The organism is Hydrogenophaga sp. L76, assembly GCF_057654755.1.
This window is the reverse complement of sequence record NZ_CM172807.1, coordinates 3506922-3525897: the sequence shown is the minus strand read 5'-3', so window position 1 is coordinate 3525897 and position 18976 is coordinate 3506922. Positions and strand designations below refer to the sequence as shown.

Annotated in this window: 15 protein-coding genes; 9 read left to right on the top strand and 6 right to left on the bottom strand. The window is 66.8% G+C overall.

What is annotated here, in order from left to right:
* The first annotated feature begins 4 nt into the window (after nucleotides 1–4).
* The 3 genes from AC23D4_RS17210 (at nucleotide 5) to AC23D4_RS17200 (ending at nucleotide 2991) form a co-directional block, all read left to right on the top strand.
* Nucleotides 5–1234 carry a DUF3108 domain-containing protein gene (locus tag AC23D4_RS17210; RefSeq protein WP_487623637.1) on the top strand — a complete coding sequence of 410 codons (1230 nt, stop codon included), beginning with the start codon at nucleotides 5–7 and terminating at the stop codon, nucleotides 1232–1234.
* Nucleotides 1235–1414: 180 nt separating this feature from the next.
* Complete coding sequence (locus AC23D4_RS17205; RefSeq protein ID WP_472886801.1) at nucleotides 1415–1699, top strand: BTH_I0359 family protein; 285 nt, start codon at nucleotides 1415–1417, stop codon at nucleotides 1697–1699.
* Between the two features lie 143 nt (nucleotides 1700–1842).
* Nucleotides 1843–2991, top strand: coding sequence for an ABC transporter substrate-binding protein (locus tag AC23D4_RS17200; RefSeq protein ID WP_472886800.1), 1149 nt, complete (start codon nucleotides 1843–1845; stop codon nucleotides 2989–2991).
* Between the two features lie 232 nt (nucleotides 2992–3223).
* Here AC23D4_RS17200 and AC23D4_RS17195 read toward each other — a convergent pair whose 3' ends face one another.
* Entirely contained in the window at nucleotides 3224–4315 is a 1092-nt protein-coding gene (locus tag AC23D4_RS17195) for an AbrB family transcriptional regulator (protein ID WP_472886799.1), read from the bottom strand.
* Between the two features lie 76 nt (nucleotides 4316–4391).
* On the opposite strand from AC23D4_RS17195, the gene AC23D4_RS17190 reads away from it, so the two are divergent.
* Nucleotides 4392–5252, top strand: a complete 861-nt coding sequence (locus tag AC23D4_RS17190; RefSeq protein WP_487623636.1) for a ChaN family lipoprotein — start codon at nucleotides 4392–4394, stop codon at nucleotides 5250–5252.
* 146 nt (nucleotides 5253–5398) lie between these two features.
* Here AC23D4_RS17190 and AC23D4_RS17185 read toward each other — a convergent pair whose 3' ends face one another.
* Genes AC23D4_RS17185 through aptA form a run of 3 tightly spaced genes read right to left on the bottom strand, consistent with a single transcriptional unit; the run spans nucleotide 5399 to nucleotide 8965 of the window.
* Nucleotides 5399–6490 (bottom strand): zinc ribbon domain-containing protein, encoded by a 1092-nt coding sequence (locus AC23D4_RS17185; RefSeq protein ID WP_472886797.1) that lies wholly within the window; start codon nucleotides 6488–6490, stop codon nucleotides 5399–5401.
* A gap of 27 nt (nucleotides 6491–6517) precedes the next feature.
* On the bottom strand, nucleotides 6518–7591 hold the full coding sequence (locus AC23D4_RS17180) for an SPFH domain-containing protein (RefSeq protein WP_472886796.1): 1074 nt from the start codon (nucleotides 7589–7591) through the stop codon (nucleotides 6518–6520).
* A gap of 33 nt (nucleotides 7592–7624) precedes the next feature.
* Entirely contained in the window at nucleotides 7625–8965 is a 1341-nt protein-coding gene (gene aptA, locus AC23D4_RS17175; protein WP_472886795.1) for an omega-aminotransferase AptA, read from the bottom strand.
* A gap of 142 nt (nucleotides 8966–9107) precedes the next feature.
* On the opposite strand from aptA, the gene purU reads away from it, so the two are divergent.
* Nucleotides 9108–9956, top strand: coding sequence for a formyltetrahydrofolate deformylase (gene purU, locus AC23D4_RS17170; protein ID WP_472886794.1), 849 nt, complete (start codon nucleotides 9108–9110; stop codon nucleotides 9954–9956).
* Nucleotides 9957–10077: 121 nt separating this feature from the next.
* Nucleotides 10078–10947 carry a LysR substrate-binding domain-containing protein gene (locus tag AC23D4_RS17165; RefSeq protein ID WP_472886793.1) on the top strand — a complete coding sequence of 290 codons (870 nt, stop codon included), beginning with the start codon at nucleotides 10078–10080 and terminating at the stop codon, nucleotides 10945–10947.
* On the opposite strand, the gene AC23D4_RS17160 is transcribed toward AC23D4_RS17165, so the two are convergent.
* Nucleotides 10948–11376 (bottom strand): Hsp20/alpha crystallin family protein, encoded by a 429-nt coding sequence (locus AC23D4_RS17160; RefSeq protein WP_472886792.1) that lies wholly within the window; start codon nucleotides 11374–11376, stop codon nucleotides 10948–10950. It lies immediately after the preceding gene.
* 197 nt (nucleotides 11377–11573) lie between these two features.
* Here AC23D4_RS17160 and AC23D4_RS17155 point away from each other — a divergent pair, with 197 nt between their 5' ends.
* From AC23D4_RS17155 to AC23D4_RS17145, 3 genes are read left to right on the top strand one after another with little or no spacing between them, the layout of a single operon-like run.
* Nucleotides 11574–13076 (top strand): FAD-linked oxidase C-terminal domain-containing protein, encoded by a 1503-nt coding sequence (locus tag AC23D4_RS17155; protein ID WP_472886791.1) that lies wholly within the window; start codon nucleotides 11574–11576, stop codon nucleotides 13074–13076.
* Between the two features lie 52 nt (nucleotides 13077–13128).
* A complete protein-coding gene (locus AC23D4_RS17150) occupies nucleotides 13129–16605 on the top strand; it encodes a PAS domain S-box protein (protein ID WP_472886790.1) in 3477 nt (1158 codons plus the stop codon).
* Entirely contained in the window at nucleotides 16602–17087 is a 486-nt protein-coding gene (locus AC23D4_RS17145) for a response regulator (RefSeq protein WP_472886789.1), read from the top strand. Before AC23D4_RS17150 ends, AC23D4_RS17145 begins: the two co-directional genes overlap by 4 nt.
* Before the next feature lie 39 nt (nucleotides 17088–17126).
* Here the strand turns inward: AC23D4_RS17145 and AC23D4_RS17140 are convergent, their stop codons facing one another.
* On the bottom strand, nucleotides 17127–18947 hold the full coding sequence (locus AC23D4_RS17140) for a carboxyl transferase domain-containing protein (RefSeq protein WP_472887109.1): 1821 nt from the start codon (nucleotides 18945–18947) through the stop codon (nucleotides 17127–17129).
* Nucleotides 18948–18976: the final 29 nt, after the last annotated feature.

Sequence of the window (18976 nt, the reverse complement as noted above, 5' to 3'; positions counted from 1 at the left end):
GCCGATGGCCCAACCCGCCATGCGCCCAGCCGATGCCGCACCGCGCTGGTCCGTGTTATTGGCCCTGACCGGCCTGGTGCTTGCCCTGCACCTGTTCCTGCTCACCGACGGTTTTCCGGTCTGGTGGAGCGACAAGGCAAGGCCTTTGCCGTCCACGCCGGGCCTGTCCACTCCGCCCGAGGCCTCGACCGAAGTGGCTGCAATGACACCGGTCCCCGACGCGGTGCTGCCGGTGACCACCAGCACGGTGCGCTGGATCGTGCCCAAACCGCCACCCCCTCCGCCTCCGCCGCCCCCTCCCGCCCCGAAGAAATCGAGTCCACCACCGCCACCGGTGCCCGAAGCCGTGATCGAACCGGAACCGCTGCCCGAGGTACCGGTCGCCGAGGTACCGGTCGCCGAGGCCACGCCCGAAGACATGGACCCGGTTCCGGAAGCCCCCGAGATGGAGGTCCTGGCCGAACCACCGCCCTCACCGACCATCGAGCCAGAGGCCGGACAACCCGTCGCCTCCGAGCCGGTTCAGCCCGCGCCAGTGGCGTCCGGTCCCCCGCCAGTCCCCCTGCACCTGCCCACCGACGGCCAGCTGGACTACCAGGTGAAGGGCCAGTACAAAGGCCTGAACTACAACGCCGATGGCCAGTTGACCTGGCGCATTGAGGGCGAACGCTACGAAGCGCAGATGACGGTCAAGGCCTTTCTGCTGGGCAGCCGGGTCCACACCAGCGTCGGTCACATCACGCCGCAAGGCCTGGCACCCGAACGCTTTGGTGACCGCAGCCGCAGTGAAAAGGCGGCCCATTTCGACTACGAGGCGAAGCGCATCCGCTACAGCCGGAACTCGCCCGATGCCGCCCTCGTGCCCGGTACCCAGGACCAGCTGTCGGTCAGCCTGCAGCTGTCCCTGCTGTTCCATGCCCAGCCTTCGGCCTACACCGAAGGCCAGACGTTGAATCTGCCGGTGAGCAACGCCAGCTACACCGAAGACTGGAAGTTCCAGATCGGCCCGCTGACCGATCTGGAACTGCCGGCCGGCACCCTGAAGGCGCGCCTGCTCACCCGCTCGCCCCGGCGCGAGTTCGACAAGACGCTGCAGGTGTGGCTCGCACCGGCCCTGGGCTACCTGCCGGTGCGCTTGCGCATCACGGAACACAACGGAGATTTCGTGGACCAGCTGCTGGATTCGTTGCCCGCTGCGCAGGTGCAGGCGCCGCCCACCGTTCAGGCCCAGTGATTCCAGCCTGTTCCGGTTCCTGCCCGGCCAAAAGGCGGAACTGTGCCGAAAAACACACGCTTATTGAATTTTCAGGACCCGTGCCCATCTAACACCCTAAGCAGCCTGCAGTTGGCCTGCCAATTGCCGATATAAGGTTCACAGGAACAACGGTTTCACTTTTAGAAGGACTTTTCAGTCATGCACATGCTCTACGACTCGGATGCCTTTGCCGTGGTCCATATCTTGGCCAATGCCATGGAAGAAGGCGAGGTTGCGTCGCTGGACGGTCCACAGATCCCGCGCCACGGTTTTGAAATCGTGGACAAACGCTCGGGCAAAGAGGTTTACCTCGACGGCTCCTGGGCAGAAATGTTCCAGATCCAGATCACCGCCTGGCAGCAGAACACCCCCTCGCAAGAAGAGGTGGAAGACACGCTGGAAGGCTACGCCGAACTGGCCCAGATGCCGGTGGTCATGCACTGAACAGTGCCCGACCCTTCTCCTGTGAAAGCCGACACTTGTGTCGGCTTTTTCACGACCGGGCCCGATTCCTGGGAGCGTGCGCCCGGCAACACCTGCCATCGACGCGACCACCCGCGTAAACTGAAACACAGGAGGCATCCCCCATGAAGAACCAAGCTGGCGCCCGCTGGATCCCCGCCTTCGGTCTGATGGCTCTGATGGCCTGGTCAGGTGCCCAGGCGGAAGATGGCGTGGGTCCGCAGCAACTGCTGATCGGACAGAGCATCACCCTGCAGGGCGGCAAGAACGACTACGGCACCGCGGTGCTGGACGGCGTCGAAACCTACCTCTCGCTGGTCAACAAGCAGGGGGGTGTGGCGGGCCGCAAGGTGGTGGTGAAGGTGCTGGACGACGACAACAAATCGGCCCAGGCCGAAGCCAATGCGCGGCAGCTGATCACCCAGGACAAGGTCTTCCTCGTGTTCGGCTCCATCGAAGGCGGCCCGTCCACCGCGGTGATGAAGGCCACCACCGAACTCAAGGTGCCGTTTTTCGGCCCCATGGCGGGTTCGCCCACCCTGCGCATGCCCCACCAGCCGCTGGTGTTCCCCGTGCGCGCCGAACACAAGGAAGAATTCCGCGCCTTGCTGCAGCACGCCAAGAGCCTGGGCATGCAGCGCGTGGCCTTCCTGCGCTCGGACTCGGAAACCGGCCAGCAGCACCTGGACAACGTGCGCCTGCTCAGCCAGCCCCTGGGGCTGGAGGTGGTGGCCGACCTGGCCTTCAAGTCGGACATCGACGACGCCGGCATCGACGCACTGGTGAAACAGCTCGGCACCAGCCGCGCGCAGGTCGTGTTCAACCACGGTGGCATCGGTATCTACGAAAAACTCATCCGCAAAGCGGAGTCCCGGAACCTGAGCCTGCAGTTCTACGGCGTCAACTCCGGCTCCACCCAACTGGCCGGGCAGCTGGGTGAGCTGGGGCACGGCATGATCTTCGCGCAGGTGATGCCCAGCCCGTGGGAACGCAAATCCGCGCTCACCCGGGCTTACCAGGATGCCTTCAAGGCCCACAAACCGGGCAAGGCTCTCTCTTACGGCAGCCTGGAGGGCTACATGACGGCCCGGGCCCTGGTCGAAGCGCTGCAGCGTGCCGGCCCCAACCCCACCCGTGCCAGCTTCGTGGCCGGCCTGAAAAACGCCGACCTGCAGGTCGAGGGCCAGAAGGTGAGCTACCGCGATGGCGCCCACACCGGCCTGTCGCTGGTGGACCTGGCCATCGTCACCCGCCAGGGGCAGTTCCGCCACTGAAAGGCAACACCCCCCGCGCCGCTTCGCGTGCCTTGCAGGCCGCGGCATCGTCGGAGCCGATGCCTCTTCGTCCCGTCCAAGCCTGCACAGGCAGGCTTGGAGCCGCGGTCCTCAGCCCCCCTCCAGGGGGGCGGCACTGGCCGTCTGGCAAAGCCAGCCCGGCGGTGCCCCTGGGAGGCGCAGTTTCATGCGTTGCGAATGGCGCTCCGGTGCCGTGAAAAACCAACGCCATTCAGCGCGCCCTCCTCTGGGCGGACCACCAGCGATACACCGGCTCGGCCAGCACCAGCACCGCCACCAGGCGGCAGACCTGAAACGCCGTCACCACAGGCACCCCGAGCTGCAGCACCTTGGCCGTGATCGCCATTTCGGCGATGCCACCGGGCGAGGTGCCCAGCACGAGGGTCGCCGGGTGCAGCCCGGTGAACCGCGCCAGCAGCCAGGCGAACGCAGCGCACAAGAGCATCATGACTCCGCTGGCCAGCGCCACCGAGGCCAGCCAGCGCGGCGCGGTGTGCACAAAAGCCGGTGTAAAACGCACGCCCAGACTGACCCCGATCACGAGCTGGGCCGCGGCCGTGAGCCAGCCCGGCAGCGCCGACAGCACCACCCCCGAGAGCGTCAGCGCCATGGTCACCAGCAACGCGCCCATGAACCACGGGTTGGCGCGCCCGAACTTTCGCATGCCCAGGGCCCCCGCCAGGCTGAGCAGTGCGAGCCAGCCCAGCCCCGGCACATGCACCTCGCGAGCGCCGGGCGTGGCCAGATCCAGCCCGCTAACGCCCCAGGCCTGCATGGCAAACGGGATGCTCAGCGTCACCAGCAGCACGCGCAGGCTGTGGGCGGCTGCCACGAGGTCGGTGCGGGCGCCGTGCCGTTCGGCGATCAGGGTCATTTCCGATGCGCCGCCTATGGCGCCCGCGAAATAGGTGGTGCCAAACAGCTGCGCAGCGCTCAGGCCCGGCAGGTGCTGCGCATGCACGCGCCGCAGCCAGACACCAAAACCCAGACCCAGTGCCAGGGCCCAGACGATGCCGAGCGCGATCGCCCACCACAGCCCGGCCACCAGCGCCCCGACCTCCGGCGTGAAGTACAACCCCAGCGCCGCCCCGATCACCCACTGCCCGGCGTTGCGAAAGGGCGTCCAGCTCGCGGTGGGCGCGCCCAGCACCGAGACCAGGGATGTCACCACCAGGGGCCCGATCATCCAGGGAATGGGGGTTTGCCACCACACGCACAGACGCGCTGCGCCGTAGGCCAGCAGCAGGGTCAGGATGGGGCGCAGCCAGGCGGACGCCTGGCGGGAACGGGAAGGGGAAATCACTCGGGTATCCAGAAAAGACGCGGACCCAGGCGGGCCGGGGCCGTAGTATCCATGCATGAACTGTCGAAGCGCTGTCATGTTCGGGGCCGGTCTGGGCCTGTGGTGCGCCGTGCTGGCGGGTGAGGCAGGGGCCCCGCCGCAGCCCACACCGACCGCGGTGTCCGAGGCGGAGGACACCGGCCAGCAGGCCGGCGCCTTGTTGACCCGCCTGATGCCCACACCGCTGCTGCTGGTGGGCGAACAGCACGACGCCCCGGAACACCAGGCGCTGCAGCGCGAGCTGGTGCAGCAGCTGGCGGCTCGCCAGCAGCTCAGCGCGCTGGTGCTGGAGATGTCGGAAGCGGGCACACACACCACCGATCTGCCCAGCCAGGCCAGCGAAACCCAGGTGCGCGAGGCTTTGCGCTGGAGCGGCGATCAGGGCGGCTGGCCCTGGCCGATCTACGCGCCGGTGGTGATGGCGGCGGTGCGCGCCGGGGTTCCCGTGCTCGGTGGCAACCTGCCCCGCGCCGACATGCGCGCGGCCATGGGCAACGAATCACTGGACCGGCTGCTGGCCACCGAAGCGCTGGAGCGCCAGCGCGTGGCGATCCGCGAGGGCCACTGCGATCTGTTGCCCGCCCCACAGATCGCGCCCATGACCCGCATCCAGATCGCCCGCGACCAGGCCATGGCCCGCACCGCCGCCGCCGCGGTACGGCCCGGGCAAACCGTGTTGCTGGTGGCCGGCAACGGCCATGTGCAGCGCGACCTGGGCGTGCCCTTGCACCTGCCGCCGGACCTGGCGCACCGGGTCGTGGTGGCGCTGGCCCGGCCAGCGGCCGATGCCCAGGAAGCGGTCGGCCAGACGCTGCCCACCGCCGACGTGGTCTGGCGCAGCCCGCCACGCGCGCCGCGGGATTACTGCGCCGACATGAAACGCAGCATGGGACGCTGAAAGGAAACACCCCCGCAGCGCTTCGCGCTACCCCCTCAAGGGGGCGGCACTGGCCGTCCGGCAAAGCCGGCCCGGCGGTGCCCTGGGTTGAACCGTTCCATGCCACCGGATGACGCTCCGGCGACATGGAGCACGAATGCCCCCGACTACTGATCGAGAGAAACAAACACCGCCAGCAGCACCAGCCCCAGCAGGACCGCCAGCGCGATCTTGACCCAGCTCTTGGGGTACTCGCCGGCCACCTGGCCCGAGTAGCCGTTGACCACCGCCTGGAAAGTCTTCGCGCCGTACTGGTAGCTCACCAGCCAGACCGGCAGCAGCACGTGCTTGAAGGTCTGTTCGTCAAAGCGGGCGTCCAGTTGCAGGTTGCGGTGGGTGTCGGCGGCGATGTCCTGTGCACAGAGCTGGCGCAGGCCCTGCAGCATGCGCTCCCGCCCCTGCTGCGCGGCGCCCGCGAGGTCGAGGGCGTAGCGCTCGACGGTCCAGCCGCTGAGGTAGCTGGCGTCGTAGGCCTGCAGCTCGCTGGTGGTGGGAAAGGGTTCGATGGCGCGCATCAGCGCCGGGTGCACGCCGCGCGAACCGCAGACCAGGGTGTCGTCGAAGCGGTGGGCCACCTGGCCGCTGACCGGGCGCCAGCGCACCTGCTGCTTGTTCTGGCTGTCGCGGTAGTAGGTGCCGGCCTCGGCGGTGTAGTGGGCCGCACCGTGCGCGTCGAACGTCCAGTACGGCAGGTAGACACCTTGCAGGGTGTCGGTCAGCGCGCGGTGCTTCAGCGCGTTCGGCGCCCAGAAGCGGCTGCCATACCACTGCCGCAGGCGGTTGCGCGCGTCGGGTTCGGCCACCTTGAAGGGCAGCAGGCTCTGCGGGCGGATCACGTCCAGCCCCTCGTCGAAGGGCAGCAGGGCCGTGGAGCCGCAGAAGTCGCAGCGCCGACCTTGCTGCTCGGCGCTGAAGAAGCTGATGGCCTGGCAGTGCTGGCAACGCACCTGGCGGCGCGCCTGCTGCAGACCGCGCGCGCTCTGCGGCACGGCCTTGAGGGCGGCCACCAGATCGTGTTCCAGGATATCGCCCGCCGCTTCGATGCGGTAGGGCGACTCGGTGCCGCAGTAGGCGCAGAGCAGTGCCTGTTTGCCCGGGTGCCACTGGGCCTCGCCGCCGCAGGCCGGGCAGACGAATTTCTGTTGCGCGCGGCGCTCGGCCTCGGGCGCTGCAGCGAGGGTATCGGGAAGACCGGTCACAGGCGGTGTCGTGCGGCGTCGGAACGCTCAGCCCTGCATGAACGTGTCCAGCGCCGGGCGGCCGATGCGCCACTGGCTGCCGATCTTGCGGCCTTTGAGGTTACCGGCTTCGAGCTCCTGCAACACGTCGGCCACCGACACCGACAAGGCCTGCGCCACCTGCTCGGGTGTGAGCAGCTCGGGCACGGCGGCCGCGGTGGCAACCGGCGCAGCCCCGGGAACGAAGCCGGGCATGGACGGCGCGGCTGCCGCGCCCATGCCGCCCTGCATCATGGACTGCCCCATGGCCAGGCCGGCCGCCAGTTCGGCGCCGATGCCGGCCGTGCCGGCCTTGCCCTCGGCCAGCGCATTGCCCATGTTGTATTTGACGTAGTCATTGAGGTTGCCGATCGCGGTCATCGCGCCGCGCTTGTCGATGGCCTGCTCCAGCTCGGGCGGCACCGACACGTTCTCGACCACGAACGACGTCATCTCCAGACCGTACTTGCTGCGCATCGCGGCGTTGAGCGGTTCCAGCAGGGCCGCACCAAGCTCACCGTAGCGCGTGGCCACGTCCAGCGCCGGCACCCTGGCCGCGGCCAGGGTTTCGCTGAACACGCTGACGATGCGCGAGCGCATCACGTCGGTGAACTCGTCGAGCCGGAACTGGTGGTCGGTGCCGGCGACTTCCTTGAGGAACAGCACCGGGTCGACGATCTTGAAATCGTAGGTGCCGAAGGCGCGCATGCGCACCACGCCGAAGTCGGCGTCGCGCATCATCACCGGGTTGGCCGTGCCCCACTTGTTGCCGGCGAAAACGCGCGTGGTGACGTAATAGACATCGGCCTTGAACGGCGTCTGGAACTTGTACTTCCAGCCCAGCAGGTCGCCCAGGATGGGGATGTTTTCGGTCTTGAGGGTGTGTTTGCCCGGGCCCAGCGTGTCGGCGAACTGGCCGACGTAGACGAACTGCGCCACCTGGCTCTCGCGCACGATGAGCTGGGCCTCGTTCTTGATTTGTTTGTCGTCGTCCGGAAAGCGGAACGACAGCGTGTCGCGCGAGTCGTCCACCCACTCGATGACGTCGATGAACTGGCGATTCAGGAAATCCATGATGGCCATGCGGGGCTCCCTTGGGTGGTGGAAAAGAAGGCGTCAGGCGTGGCGCTTGATCGCGTCGGCCAGCACGTTGACCATGGTATCGATGTGCGACTTTTCCACAATATACGGCGGCGCGAACACCAGGTTTTCGCCCGCGTTGCGCACCAGCACGCCGTGTTTGTAGCAGTCCATGAAGATGTCGAACGCGCGCTTGCCCGGCAGGCCGGGGATGGACGACAGCTCCACCGCGGCCGCCAGCCCCAGACTGCGGATGCTGATCACGTTGGGCAGGCCCTTCAAGGCGCTGTGCATCGCGTCGCCCAGCACCGGCGCCATCTCGCCCGCGCGCTCAAACAGCTTCTCTTCGCGGAACAGGTCCAGCGTGGCGATGGCCGCCGCGCAGGCCACCGGGTGGCCCGAGTAGGTGTAGCCGTGGAAGAACTCGATGGCGTGGTCCGGCGCGCTGCCGTGAGCGCCCATCATGGCGTCGTAAATGCGGTCGGTGCAGACCACACCGCCCATCGGGATCACGCCGTTGGTGACGGCCTTGGCGAAGTTCAACATATCGGGCATCACGCCGTAGTAGTCGGACGCGAAGGCCGTGCCCAGGCGGCCGAAGCCGGTGATGACCTCATCGAAGATCAGCAGGATGCCGTGCTTGTCGCAGATCTCGCGCAGGCGCTTCAGGTAACCCTGCGGCGGGATGTACCAGCCTGCGCTGCCGGCGATGGGTTCGACGATCACCGCCGCCACGTTGCTGGCGTCGTGCAGCGGCAGAAGGCGGTTTTCCAGCTCCAGCAGGATGTCTTCGTTCCAGACCGGCTCCTGGTTGTGGATGTAGGCGTGGTTCACCGGGTCGTGGATGAAACGCAGGTGGTCCACGCGCGGCAGCAGGGCCGAGCCGTACATCTTGCGGTTGGCCGGGATGCCGCCCACGCTCATGCCGCCGAAGTTGACGCCGTGGTAGCCGCGCTCGCGGCCGATGAAGAGGTTGCGATGGCCTTCGCCACGCGCGCGGTGGTAGGCCAGCGCCACCTTGAGCGAGGTGTCAGCCGCTTCACTGCCCGAGTTGCAGAACAGCACCTTGTTCAGGTCGCCCGGCGCCATGGCGGCGATCATCTCGGCGGCGCGGAAGGCCTTGTCGTTGCTGACGCTGAAGGCGGTGGCGTAGTCCAGCGTGTCGAGCTGTTTCTTGATCGCTTCGTTGATCGGTTTCCGGTTGTGGCCCGCGCCCACGCACCACAGGCTGGAGATGCCGTCGATGACCTGCTTGCCATCGTGCGTGGTGAAGTGCATGCCGTCCGCGGCGACGAAGATGCGCGGGTCTTTCTGGAAGCTGCGGTTGGGCGTGAAGGGCAACCACTGGTTGTCCATGCGGAATTCGGTGTAGGCCATGCGGGGTCTCCTGGGGCGCGCGGGATGGGCGCGGTCGGTGGTCAAGTGGCAGGATTCTGGCACCGGAATGCCCAGGCTGGAGGTTCCACTGCCGCGGCCATGGTCGGGCCCACCCCGGGCGGCCTGCGACAATGCGGGCGCCATGAACCACACCTACGTCCTCACCCTGTCCTGCCAGGATCGCCCTGGCATCGTGCACGCCGTCTCGGGCTTCCTGCTGGAGCGCGGCGGCAACATCGAAGAAGCCGCCCAGTACAACGACCACGGCACCGGCCTGTTTTTCATGCGGGTGCAGTTCACCTGCAGCCAGCTCACGCAGGACGACCTGCGCACGCACCTGAAGCTGTTTGCCGAGCCCTTTGCCATGCGCTGGAGCCTGCACCCGCTGGCCGAACCCATGAAGACCGTGATCTTCGTGAGCAAGGAAGGGCATTGCCTGAACGACCTGATGTTCCGCTGGAAGAGCGGTTTGCTGCGGCTGGACATCCGCGCCATCGTGAGCAACCACCGCGACTTCTACCAGCTCGCTGCCGGCTACAACGTGCCCTTCCACCACATCCCGGTGACGGGTGCCACCAAGGCGCAGGCCGAGGCAAAGCAACTCGAAGTGATCCGCAGCGAGGGCGCCGAGCTGGTGGTACTGGCGCGCTACATGCAGATCCTGAGCAACGACCTGTGCCGCGAACTCTCGGGCAAGGCGATCAACATCCACCACAGCTTCCTGCCCAGCTTCAAGGGTGCGAAACCCTACTACCAGGCGCATGACCGCGGCGTGAAGCTGATCGGCGCCACCGCCCACTACGTGACGGCCGACCTGGACGAAGGCCCGATCATCGAACAGGACGTGGCCCGCGTGGACCACACCGACGACGTGGAAGATCTCACCGCGCGGGGCCGCGACACCGAAAGCCAGGTGCTGGCCCGCGCGGTGAAGTGGCACAGCGAACACCGCGTGCTGCTGAACGGGCACAAGACCGTGGTATTTAGATGACCTCCTGCACAACGACTGCGCGCGGGGAAGGTCGGCCTGCCGCCGGGCCGCCCCAAGGCAGGCCAGCCCCCTCGGGGGGCAGAGAGCCACACGAAGTGGGCGAACGTGGGGGTCATGCCACATGACGATCCGCATCCCGCCGATCCAGTGCCTGCTGACCTTCGAGGCCCTGGCACGCCTGCGCAGCGTGACGCAGACCAGCGAGGAACTGTGCGTCACGCCCAGCGCGGTGAGCCACCGCATCAAGCAGCTGGAGCAGGTTCTCGGCACCAAGCTGTTCGGCCGGGCCGATTTTTCGCTGACGACCGAAGGCAGCGAATACCTGGCGCATGTGCGGGAAGGTCTGGCAACGCTGCAGAAATTTCCCAGCAACACCGTCACGCCGGGGCGGCGCAAGTTGCGGCTGGCGGTCACGCCCACGTTTGCGCGCTCCATCCTGCTGCCGCGCCTGAAGCAGTTCAGCGAGGCCTACCCCGAGATCGACCTCACGCTGCAGGTCAGCATCCCGCTGCTGGACGTGGTCGCCGAAGACGCCGACCTGATGATCCGTTTCGGCACCGGCCGCTACGCCGATGTGGAACACGTCTGCCTGATGAAGGACGACGTCACGCCGCTGGCATCACCAGCGTTTGCGCGCGAGCACGGTCCGTTCGACGCCCCCGAGGACCTGGAAGGTGTGCCCCTGTTGCGCAGCCCGCTGGAGCCCTGGCGCACCTGGTTCGCCGCGCACGATCTGGACTGGCCCGAACCGGTGGACGGGTCGCAGTTCAACGACATCGGCCTCATGTGCGACGGCGCCGCCGCCGGCATGGGCGTGGCGCTGGTGCGTATCAAGCTGGCCGCGCCCTGGCTGGAGCACGGCACGCTGGTGCCGCTGTACGAGCGCCACGTGCCCAGCCCGCACGCGCACTACCTGTGCTGGCGCACCGGCACCATGGACCGCTGGGAGTGCGTGGCGTTCGCCGAGTGGCTCAAGAAGAGCCTGAGCTGATCACTCGATATTCAAGCGCTGGCCTGCGAGCGCCACCTTCTTGGGCAGGGTCAGCGTCAGCACCCCGTTTTCGTACCGGGCCCGGGCATTCTGGTTGTCGATGTCGGTCGCCAGCTGGAGGCTGCGGGACACCGAACCGTAATAACGCTCTGTGCGCAGCACCTTCTCGTCCTGACTCTGGCTGTCTTCCTGCTTGATCTCGGCGCGCAGGGTCACCACACCGCCTTCCACGGTGACGTGAATGTCTTCCTTGGCCACGCCGGGCACCTCGGCCACCACGGTGTAGGCCGACGGCGTTTCCTTCACGTCGATCTTGATCTGGGACGGTGACGGCAAGGAATCGCCGTGCAGGGGACGGACGTAAAAACCCGGTGCGACGTCCTTGAAGAAATCGTCAAACAGTCCGGAACGGGCGATCAGATGGTTCATGGCATGTGCTCCTTTGACAATGGACTGGGTCGATGGACCCGGACTGGACGGTCACTGTGCCGTCCATGGCCGGTACATAGCGGCACACCCCGGCGGTTTCAAGACCCCGGCGTTTGAGCTGCGTCAAACCGCGGGCTCACAGGTTCTTGCAAGTTTCTTCAACCCACTGTGAGGCACGCTGTCCTAAACTGGTGCGCATGAACGCACCCACCGCCCCCGCCGAAGTCACCCGCGCCCAACGCGCCGCCCGCCAGGCCGAGGTGGTGCGCACCCTGCAGGCGTCGCTGCCGGCGCACGCCCTGCTCTGGCAGGCCGAAGACACCGTGCCTTACGAATGCGACGGCCTGACCGCCTACCGGGAACGCCCGCTGGTGGTCGCGCTGCCGGAAACCGAGGCCCAGGTGGCGGCCGTGCTCAAGGCCTGCCACGCACTGAACGTTCCGGTGGTCGCGCGCGGCGCCGGTACCGGCCTCTCGGGCGGGGCCATGCCCCACGCGCTGGGCGTCACGCTGTCCCTGGCCAAGTTCAACAAGATCCTGTCGATCGACCCGCGTTCGCGCACCGCCGTGGTTCAGTCCGGCGTGCGCAACCTGGCCATTTCCGAAGCGGCTGCGCCCCACGGCCTGTACTACGCACCCGACCCGAGCAGCCAGATCGCCTGCACCATCGGCGGCAACGTGGCCGAAAACTCGGGTGGCGTGCACTGCCTGAAATACGGCCTGACGGTGCACAACGTGCTGCAGGTGCGCGGCTTCACCATCGAAGGTGAACCCGTCAGCTTCGGCGGCGAGGCACTCGACACCCCGGGCCTGGACCTGCTCTCGCTGGTGATCGGCAGCGAAGGCATGCTGGCCGTCACCACCGAAGTCACCGTCAAACTGGTGCCCAAACCCCTGCTGGCGCGCTGCATCATGGCCAGCTTCGATGACATCCAGAAAGCCGGCGACGCCGTGGCCGCGGTGATCGCGGCCGGCATCATCCCGGCCGGGCTGGAGATGATGGACAAGCCCATGACCGCCGCGGTGGAAGACTTCGTGCACGCCGGCTACGACCTGAACGCCGCCGCCATCCTGCTCTGCGAGAGCGACGGCACGCCCGAAGAAGTCGAAGAAGAGATCGGCCGCATGAGCGCCGTGCTGCGCGATCACGGCGCCACTGCCATCGCGGTCAGCAGGGACGAAGCCGAACGCCTGCGCTTCTGGAGCGGGCGCAAGAACGCGTTCCCGGCCAGCGGGCGCATCAGCCCCGACTACATGTGCATGGACTCGACCATCCCGCGCAAGCGCCTGGCCGACATCCTGATCGCCATCGGCGAGATGGAACAGAAGTACGGCCTGCGCTGCGCCAACGTGTTCCACGCCGGCGACGGCAACCTGCATCCGCTGATCCTGTTCGATGCCAACGACCCCGACCAGCTGCACCGCTGCGAGCTGTTTGGCGCCGACATCCTGGAGACCAGCGTCGCCATGGGTGGCACGGTGACCGGAGAACACGGCGTCGGCGTGGAAAAGCTCAACAGCATGTGTGTGCAGTTTTCACCCGAGGAGAACGCGCTCATGTTCGGCGTCAAGCGGGCCTTTGATGCCAAAGAGCTGCTGAACCCGGGCAAGGTCATTCCCACGCTGCAACGCTGTGCCGAGTACGGCAAGATGCTGGTGCGCGGTGGCCGGCTTTCGTTTCCCGAACTGCCCCGGTTCTGACGGTCCAATCTCACCGTCTGCGTCCCGGACGCCTCGGGTACAGTAGCGTGCGATGAGTGCACCCCCCCCCGATTCCGGCAACGGCGCCGTGGCCGAGACCGGCCACGGGCCCCGGTCGGCACGCGAGCTCGAGTTGCTCCTGGAGATGGAGGCACTGCGCAGCGAAAACCAGCATCTGCGCCAGTTTTATGCACGGCACCTCAGCACGCCCCAGGATCCGCCCGACGGGCAGCCCGGCCTGCCACTGCCGCTGCATCCCCAAGGACACACCCTGCGCGGATCGGACGGGCCCCGCACGGCCCAGCTGGAATACGAAGCCTTGTTCGCCGCCCTGGCCAGTGCGTTCCCGATCGGCATCTTCCGCACCGACGCCACCGGCGTCCTCACCCATGTGGACGAATCCCTGCAACAGATCTTTGGTCTGCAAGCGCAGGACTTTCCCAACTTCGGCTGGCTCGAACGCGTGCACCCGGATGACCTGGAAAGGGTCCGGAACGACTGGATGACCAGCGTGCTGCACGGCGAAGCCCGCAGCGTGGAGCTGCGTCTCCTGCGCCCCGGAGCGGGGCTCGTGCACGTGCTGGTTCGCAACACACCGATGTTCGACGACGGTGGGCGGATCACGGGACAGCTCGGCTTCGTGCAGGACATCACGCCGCTGCGCGAACTGCAGGCCGACGCGCGGATCCAGGCCGAATTCAACCGGCAGATCATCGCGAGCAGCCCGGACTGCACCAAGGTGCTGGATCTCGACGGCCGCGTGGTGCAGATGACCGCCCAGGGTTGCCGGCTGGTCGAAGTGGATGACTTCGAGCAGGTGCGTGGCAGCGACTGGACGCAATGGTGGACCAGCGAGAGCGCCGTGCTGGCCCGCCAGGCCGTGACCAGCGCTGCCCGGGGCGAAAACTCGCGGTTCATGGCCTTCGGCCTGACCTTCAAGCAGACCCCCAAGTGGTGGGACACCATGGTCTCGCCGATCAACGACGAGCGTGGCCAGCCCGTGATGCTGCTGGTGGTCTCGCGCGACATCACCGAGCAGCACCAGCAGCAGGAAGAAATCCGCCAGCTCAACGCCCAGCTGGAAAGCCGTGTGCGCGAACGCACGGACGAACTGGCCCAGGCCAACGCACGGCTGCGGCAGACGCTCCAGGAAGCCCAGGCGCTCTACAACCAGGCGCCCTGTGGCTACTACTCGCTGGACCGGGATGGCACCATCCAGATGATCAACCAGACCGCCCTGAACTGGCTGGGCCGCAAGCGCGCTGACGTGGTCGGCCACCTGAACTTCCGCGATCTGGTCGATCCCTCGCAACTGGCCAAGCAGAACGTGCGACGGCTGCAGCTGGAAGCAAGCGGCCATCTCGAACCTGAAGAAGTGACACTGCGACTGTCAGACGGCCGCCCCTTCGTCGGTCTGGCCTCCAGCACCGTCGTGACGGACGAACAGGGCCGATTTGTGCGCACCAACAGCACCCTGATCGACATCACCGAGCGCAAAGCCGGCGAAGACCAGGTGAAGCGTGCCAACCTGCAGCTTCAGGAGGCGCTGGAACGGTCGCAAGACCTGTACAACCACGCACCCTGCGGCTACCACTCGCTGGACATCAACGGCATCTATGTCTCGATCAACGACACGGAGTTGAAGTGGCTGGGCTATGAGCGCGAAGAAGTGGTTGGCATCAAGAGTTTCCGCGACTTCATCCTGCCCAGCCGGATCGATCTCCTGGAAGACCGCCTGCAACGTCTGATCCAGGACGGCGTGCTGGAAGGCGTGGAATACGAGATGCGCCGCCGTGATGGCACGGTCTTCCACGCGCTGCTCTCGTCCTCGGCCGTGCGCGATGCCCGCGGCCAGTTTCTGCGCAGCAACACCACGGTGGTGGACATCACCCCGCGCAAGGCCGCCGAGATCGCCCTGCTCGAAAGCCAGCGCTTCCTGCAGACCATCACCGACCACGTGCCCGGCCTGATCGCCTACCTGGACGCGATGCTGTGCCTGCGTTTTGTCAACGCCGAGCACCAGCGCGTGTTCGGCCTCGACCCCGACAAGATCCTCGGTCTGCACTTCAGCGAGTGCCTGCCCCCGGCCGAATGGGTCGAGATCGGCCCCCGCCTGCAGGCCGCCCTGGACGGGCAGACCCAGACCTTCGAGTCCAGGCGCAAGACGGTCCATGGCGACCCTATCGTTGTCAGTACCACCTGCCTGCCCGACATCCACGAAGGCCAGGTACAGGGGGTGTTTGTACAGACCATCGACATCACGGACCACAAGCGCATCGAACAGCGCGTTAGCCAGCTCAATGACGAACTGGAGCTGCGCATCCGCGAACGCTCCCTGGAATTGCTCGAGAGCGAGCAGCGCTTCCGCCTGATGGTGGACAACCTGCGTGAATACTGCATCTTTTTCCTGGATGCACAAGGCCACATCACCGACTGGACCGACAGTGCACAGCGCCTGGAGGGCTACTCACCGTCCGAGATGCTGGGACGGCACTACGCCGTGCTGTTCCGCGACCCCGATGCCGACGCTGCCCTGGCGAGCGCCAAGCTCATGCTGCGCCTGGCCGCCTCGCGCGGGCAGCACGAACGGCACAGCTGGAACGTGCGCAAGGATGGCTCGAAGTACTGGTCGCATTCGCTTCTGATCGCCCTGCGCGATGACGGCGGCGAGCTGCGCGGTTTTGCCAAGATCAACCGCGACATGACCGACGCCAAGCGGCTGGACGACCTGATGCGCAACATCAACGACGAGCTGGAAAACCGGGTCGCCGAACGCACCGAGCAGCTGCTGGCCGCGAACAAGGACCTGGAGTCGTTCTCGTACTCGGTGTCACACGACCTGCGCTCCCCGCTGCGCCACATTTCCAGTTTTGTCAGCCTGCTGGAAGAACACCTGAGCGAAGTCAGCGACCACACCACGCAACGCTATCTGAACACCATCGGCAATTCGGCGCGCCACATGAGCCAGCTCATCGATGGGCTGCTGGCGTTTTCGCATCTCGGGCGCTCGGCGGTCAAACTCACCGCGGTGGACTTCGCCATGCTCGTGGACGCCGTGGTCAACCAGCTCGCACACGACACCGACGGACGCATGGTCGACTGGGTCATTCCGCCGGATCTGCCGGTGGTCCAGGGCGATGCCCTGTTGCTGCGCGAAGTCTGGGCCAACCTCCTGGGCAACGCATTCAAGTACACCCGCCCGCGTGAACGGGCCCGCATCGAGATCCGCTGGAGCGTCGATCCCGCCGTGGGCTACACCTTTGACGTGCATGACAACGGCGTGGGTTTCGATACCCAATACGCCCAGAAGCTGTTTGGCGTTTTCCAGCGTCTGCACCGCGCTTCCGAGTTTGAAGGCACCGGCATCGGTCTGGCGCTCACGCGCCGCATCCTGGAGCGCCACGGTGGTAGCATCTGGGCGGAGAGTCAAGTGGGGGAAGGCAGCGTGTTCCACTTCTCGCTACCGTTTGAAGGGATCGGTCCCCCAGACCTCGTGCGAGACTCCATCCCTTCCGCCCTGGAACCATGAACAAGAACGCCGAAGCCATTCTTCTCGTCGAAGACAATCCGGACGATGCCGAGCTGACCAAGCTGGCGCTGGCGCGTCATGGACTGGACGGACGTGTCACCCATGTCTCCGACGGCATGCAGGCGCTGGACTATCTCTACCGGCGCAACGGTTTCAGCGATCGTTCGGGTGGCAACCCGATTCTGGTCCTGCTCGACCTGAAGATGCCCCTGCTGGATGGCATCGGCGTGCTCAAGGAAATCAAGAGTTCCGAGCACCTTCGCAAAATTCCGGTGGTGGTGCTGACCTCATCCACCGAGCCAAGCGACCTGCAGCGCGCCTACGATGCCGGCACCAACGCCTACATCGCCAAGCCCACCGAGTTCGCGCAGTTCCTCAGCGCCATGAAACACGTGTGCGAATTCTGGATCAACATCAACCAGCCCGCGCCCCAGAGCGCTGGCGCTGGCATGCGCAACACCTCGTTCGGCGAACTCGCCTGAACAACTCCCTCGCCTGCCCCGCGGCGGGCAGTTGCGCCCTCACCAGGTATCGATGAAACGCACGGGCGCGTCTGGTGCAGCCCGGGCGCTGTCGAGTCCGCTGGCCAGCCAGTGGCGGGTGGCTGCCGGGTCGATCACGGCGTCGATCTCCAGCGTGGTGGCCATTTCGATCGCTGAACCATTGGCCACCTGACGCGCCAGCAATTCATCAAAAAGCGCCTGCCGCTGCGGCCCCTCCGGCAGGGCCTCCAGCTCCTTGCGGTAACCCAGTCGCACAGCACCCTCCAGCCCCATGGCCCCGAATTCACCGGTGGACCAGGCCACCGTGAACACCGGCGCATGAAAGCCCCCGGCCGTCATGCCCATGGCGCCCAGGCCGTAGCCCTTGCGCAGCACCACGCTGAAGAACGGCACCCGCAGGCTGGCCGCGGTCACGAACAGGCGGCTCACGTGCCGCACCTGGGCACGGGCTTCCATGGCGGGACCGACCATGAAACCCGGCGTGTCCACCAGGCTGACGATGGGCAGGCTGTGCGCATTGCACAGCTGCATGAAGCGCGCCGCCTTGTCGGCCGCATCGGCATCGATGGCGCCGCCCAGGTGCATCGGGTTGTTGGCCATCAGCCCCACCGGCCGGCCCTCGATGCGCGCCAGCGCGGTGTGGATGCCGACACCGAAACCCTCGCGCAGCACCAGCAGGCTGCCCTGATCCACCAGCCCGGCCATCACCGAACGGGTGTCGTAGACGCGCAGCCGGTTTTCCGGCACGAGGTCGCGCAGAGCGTGGGCGTCGGGGGCGATCCAGTCCTTCACCCGCCCCTGGAAGAACGACAAATAGTGGCGCGCCGCGGCCACCGCCTGCGCCTCGTCGTCCACCAGCAGGTCGATCACGCCGTTGGCGTGTTGCACGTCCGACGGACCGATATCCTCCGGCCGGAACACACCGAGGCCACCGCCTTCGACCATGGCCGGGCCACCCATGCCGATGTTGCTCTGGCGGGTGGCGATGATGACGTCGCTGCAACCCAGCAGGGCCGCGTTGCCCGCGAAACAGCGGCCCGCCGCGATGCCCACCACCGGTACCTGACCCGACAGGCGCGCAAAGGCCGCGAAGGTGCCGACGTGCAGGCCGGCCACGATGGGCATGTCGGTGTCGCCCGGACGCCCGCCGCCGCCCTCGGCGAACAGCACCACGGGCAGCTTCTGGGCCAGCGCGATGCCCAGCAGGCGGTCGGTCTTGGCGTGGTTGCGCATGCCCTGCGTGCCGGCCAGCACGGTGGCGTCGTAGGCCATGACCACGGTGCGCGACGGCTCGGCGCCGAAGATCAGGCCATTGACCGAACCGATGCCGGTCACCATGCCGTCGGCCGGCGTGTTCGCGACCAGGTCTTCTTCCGAACGGCGGCTGCGCTGCGCGGCCACCGCGAGCGCACCGTATTCGATGAAGCTGCCGTCGTCGCACAGGTCGGCAATGTTCTCGCGCGCCGTGCGCAGGCCCAGCGCGTGGCGTTTGGCCACGGCTTCGGGGCGGGCCGCGTCAAGGGTCTGGGCCGTGCGTTGGGCGAGCCGCTGCAGATCGGTCCGCTGTTGGGCGGCTGGCGGCAGCCTATCCGGTTCGGGGGTGATCGCATCGGCAGCCGGTTGCACTTGCACCATGGGCTCCAGGCGCAGCAGACCGGCGCCCTCGTCCACCGTCTCGCCTTCGCTGAAGAAACGTTCGACCACCCGCCCGGCCGCTTCGGCGCGCAGCTCGTGCTCCATCTTCATGGCTTCCAGGACCACCAGCGGATCCCCGGCACGCACCGTGTCGCCGGGGTCGACGAGCCATTGCACGAGCTGGGCCTGCAGGGGAGAGCGCACGGTGGTCATGCGCGCATTGTGGCTATCGA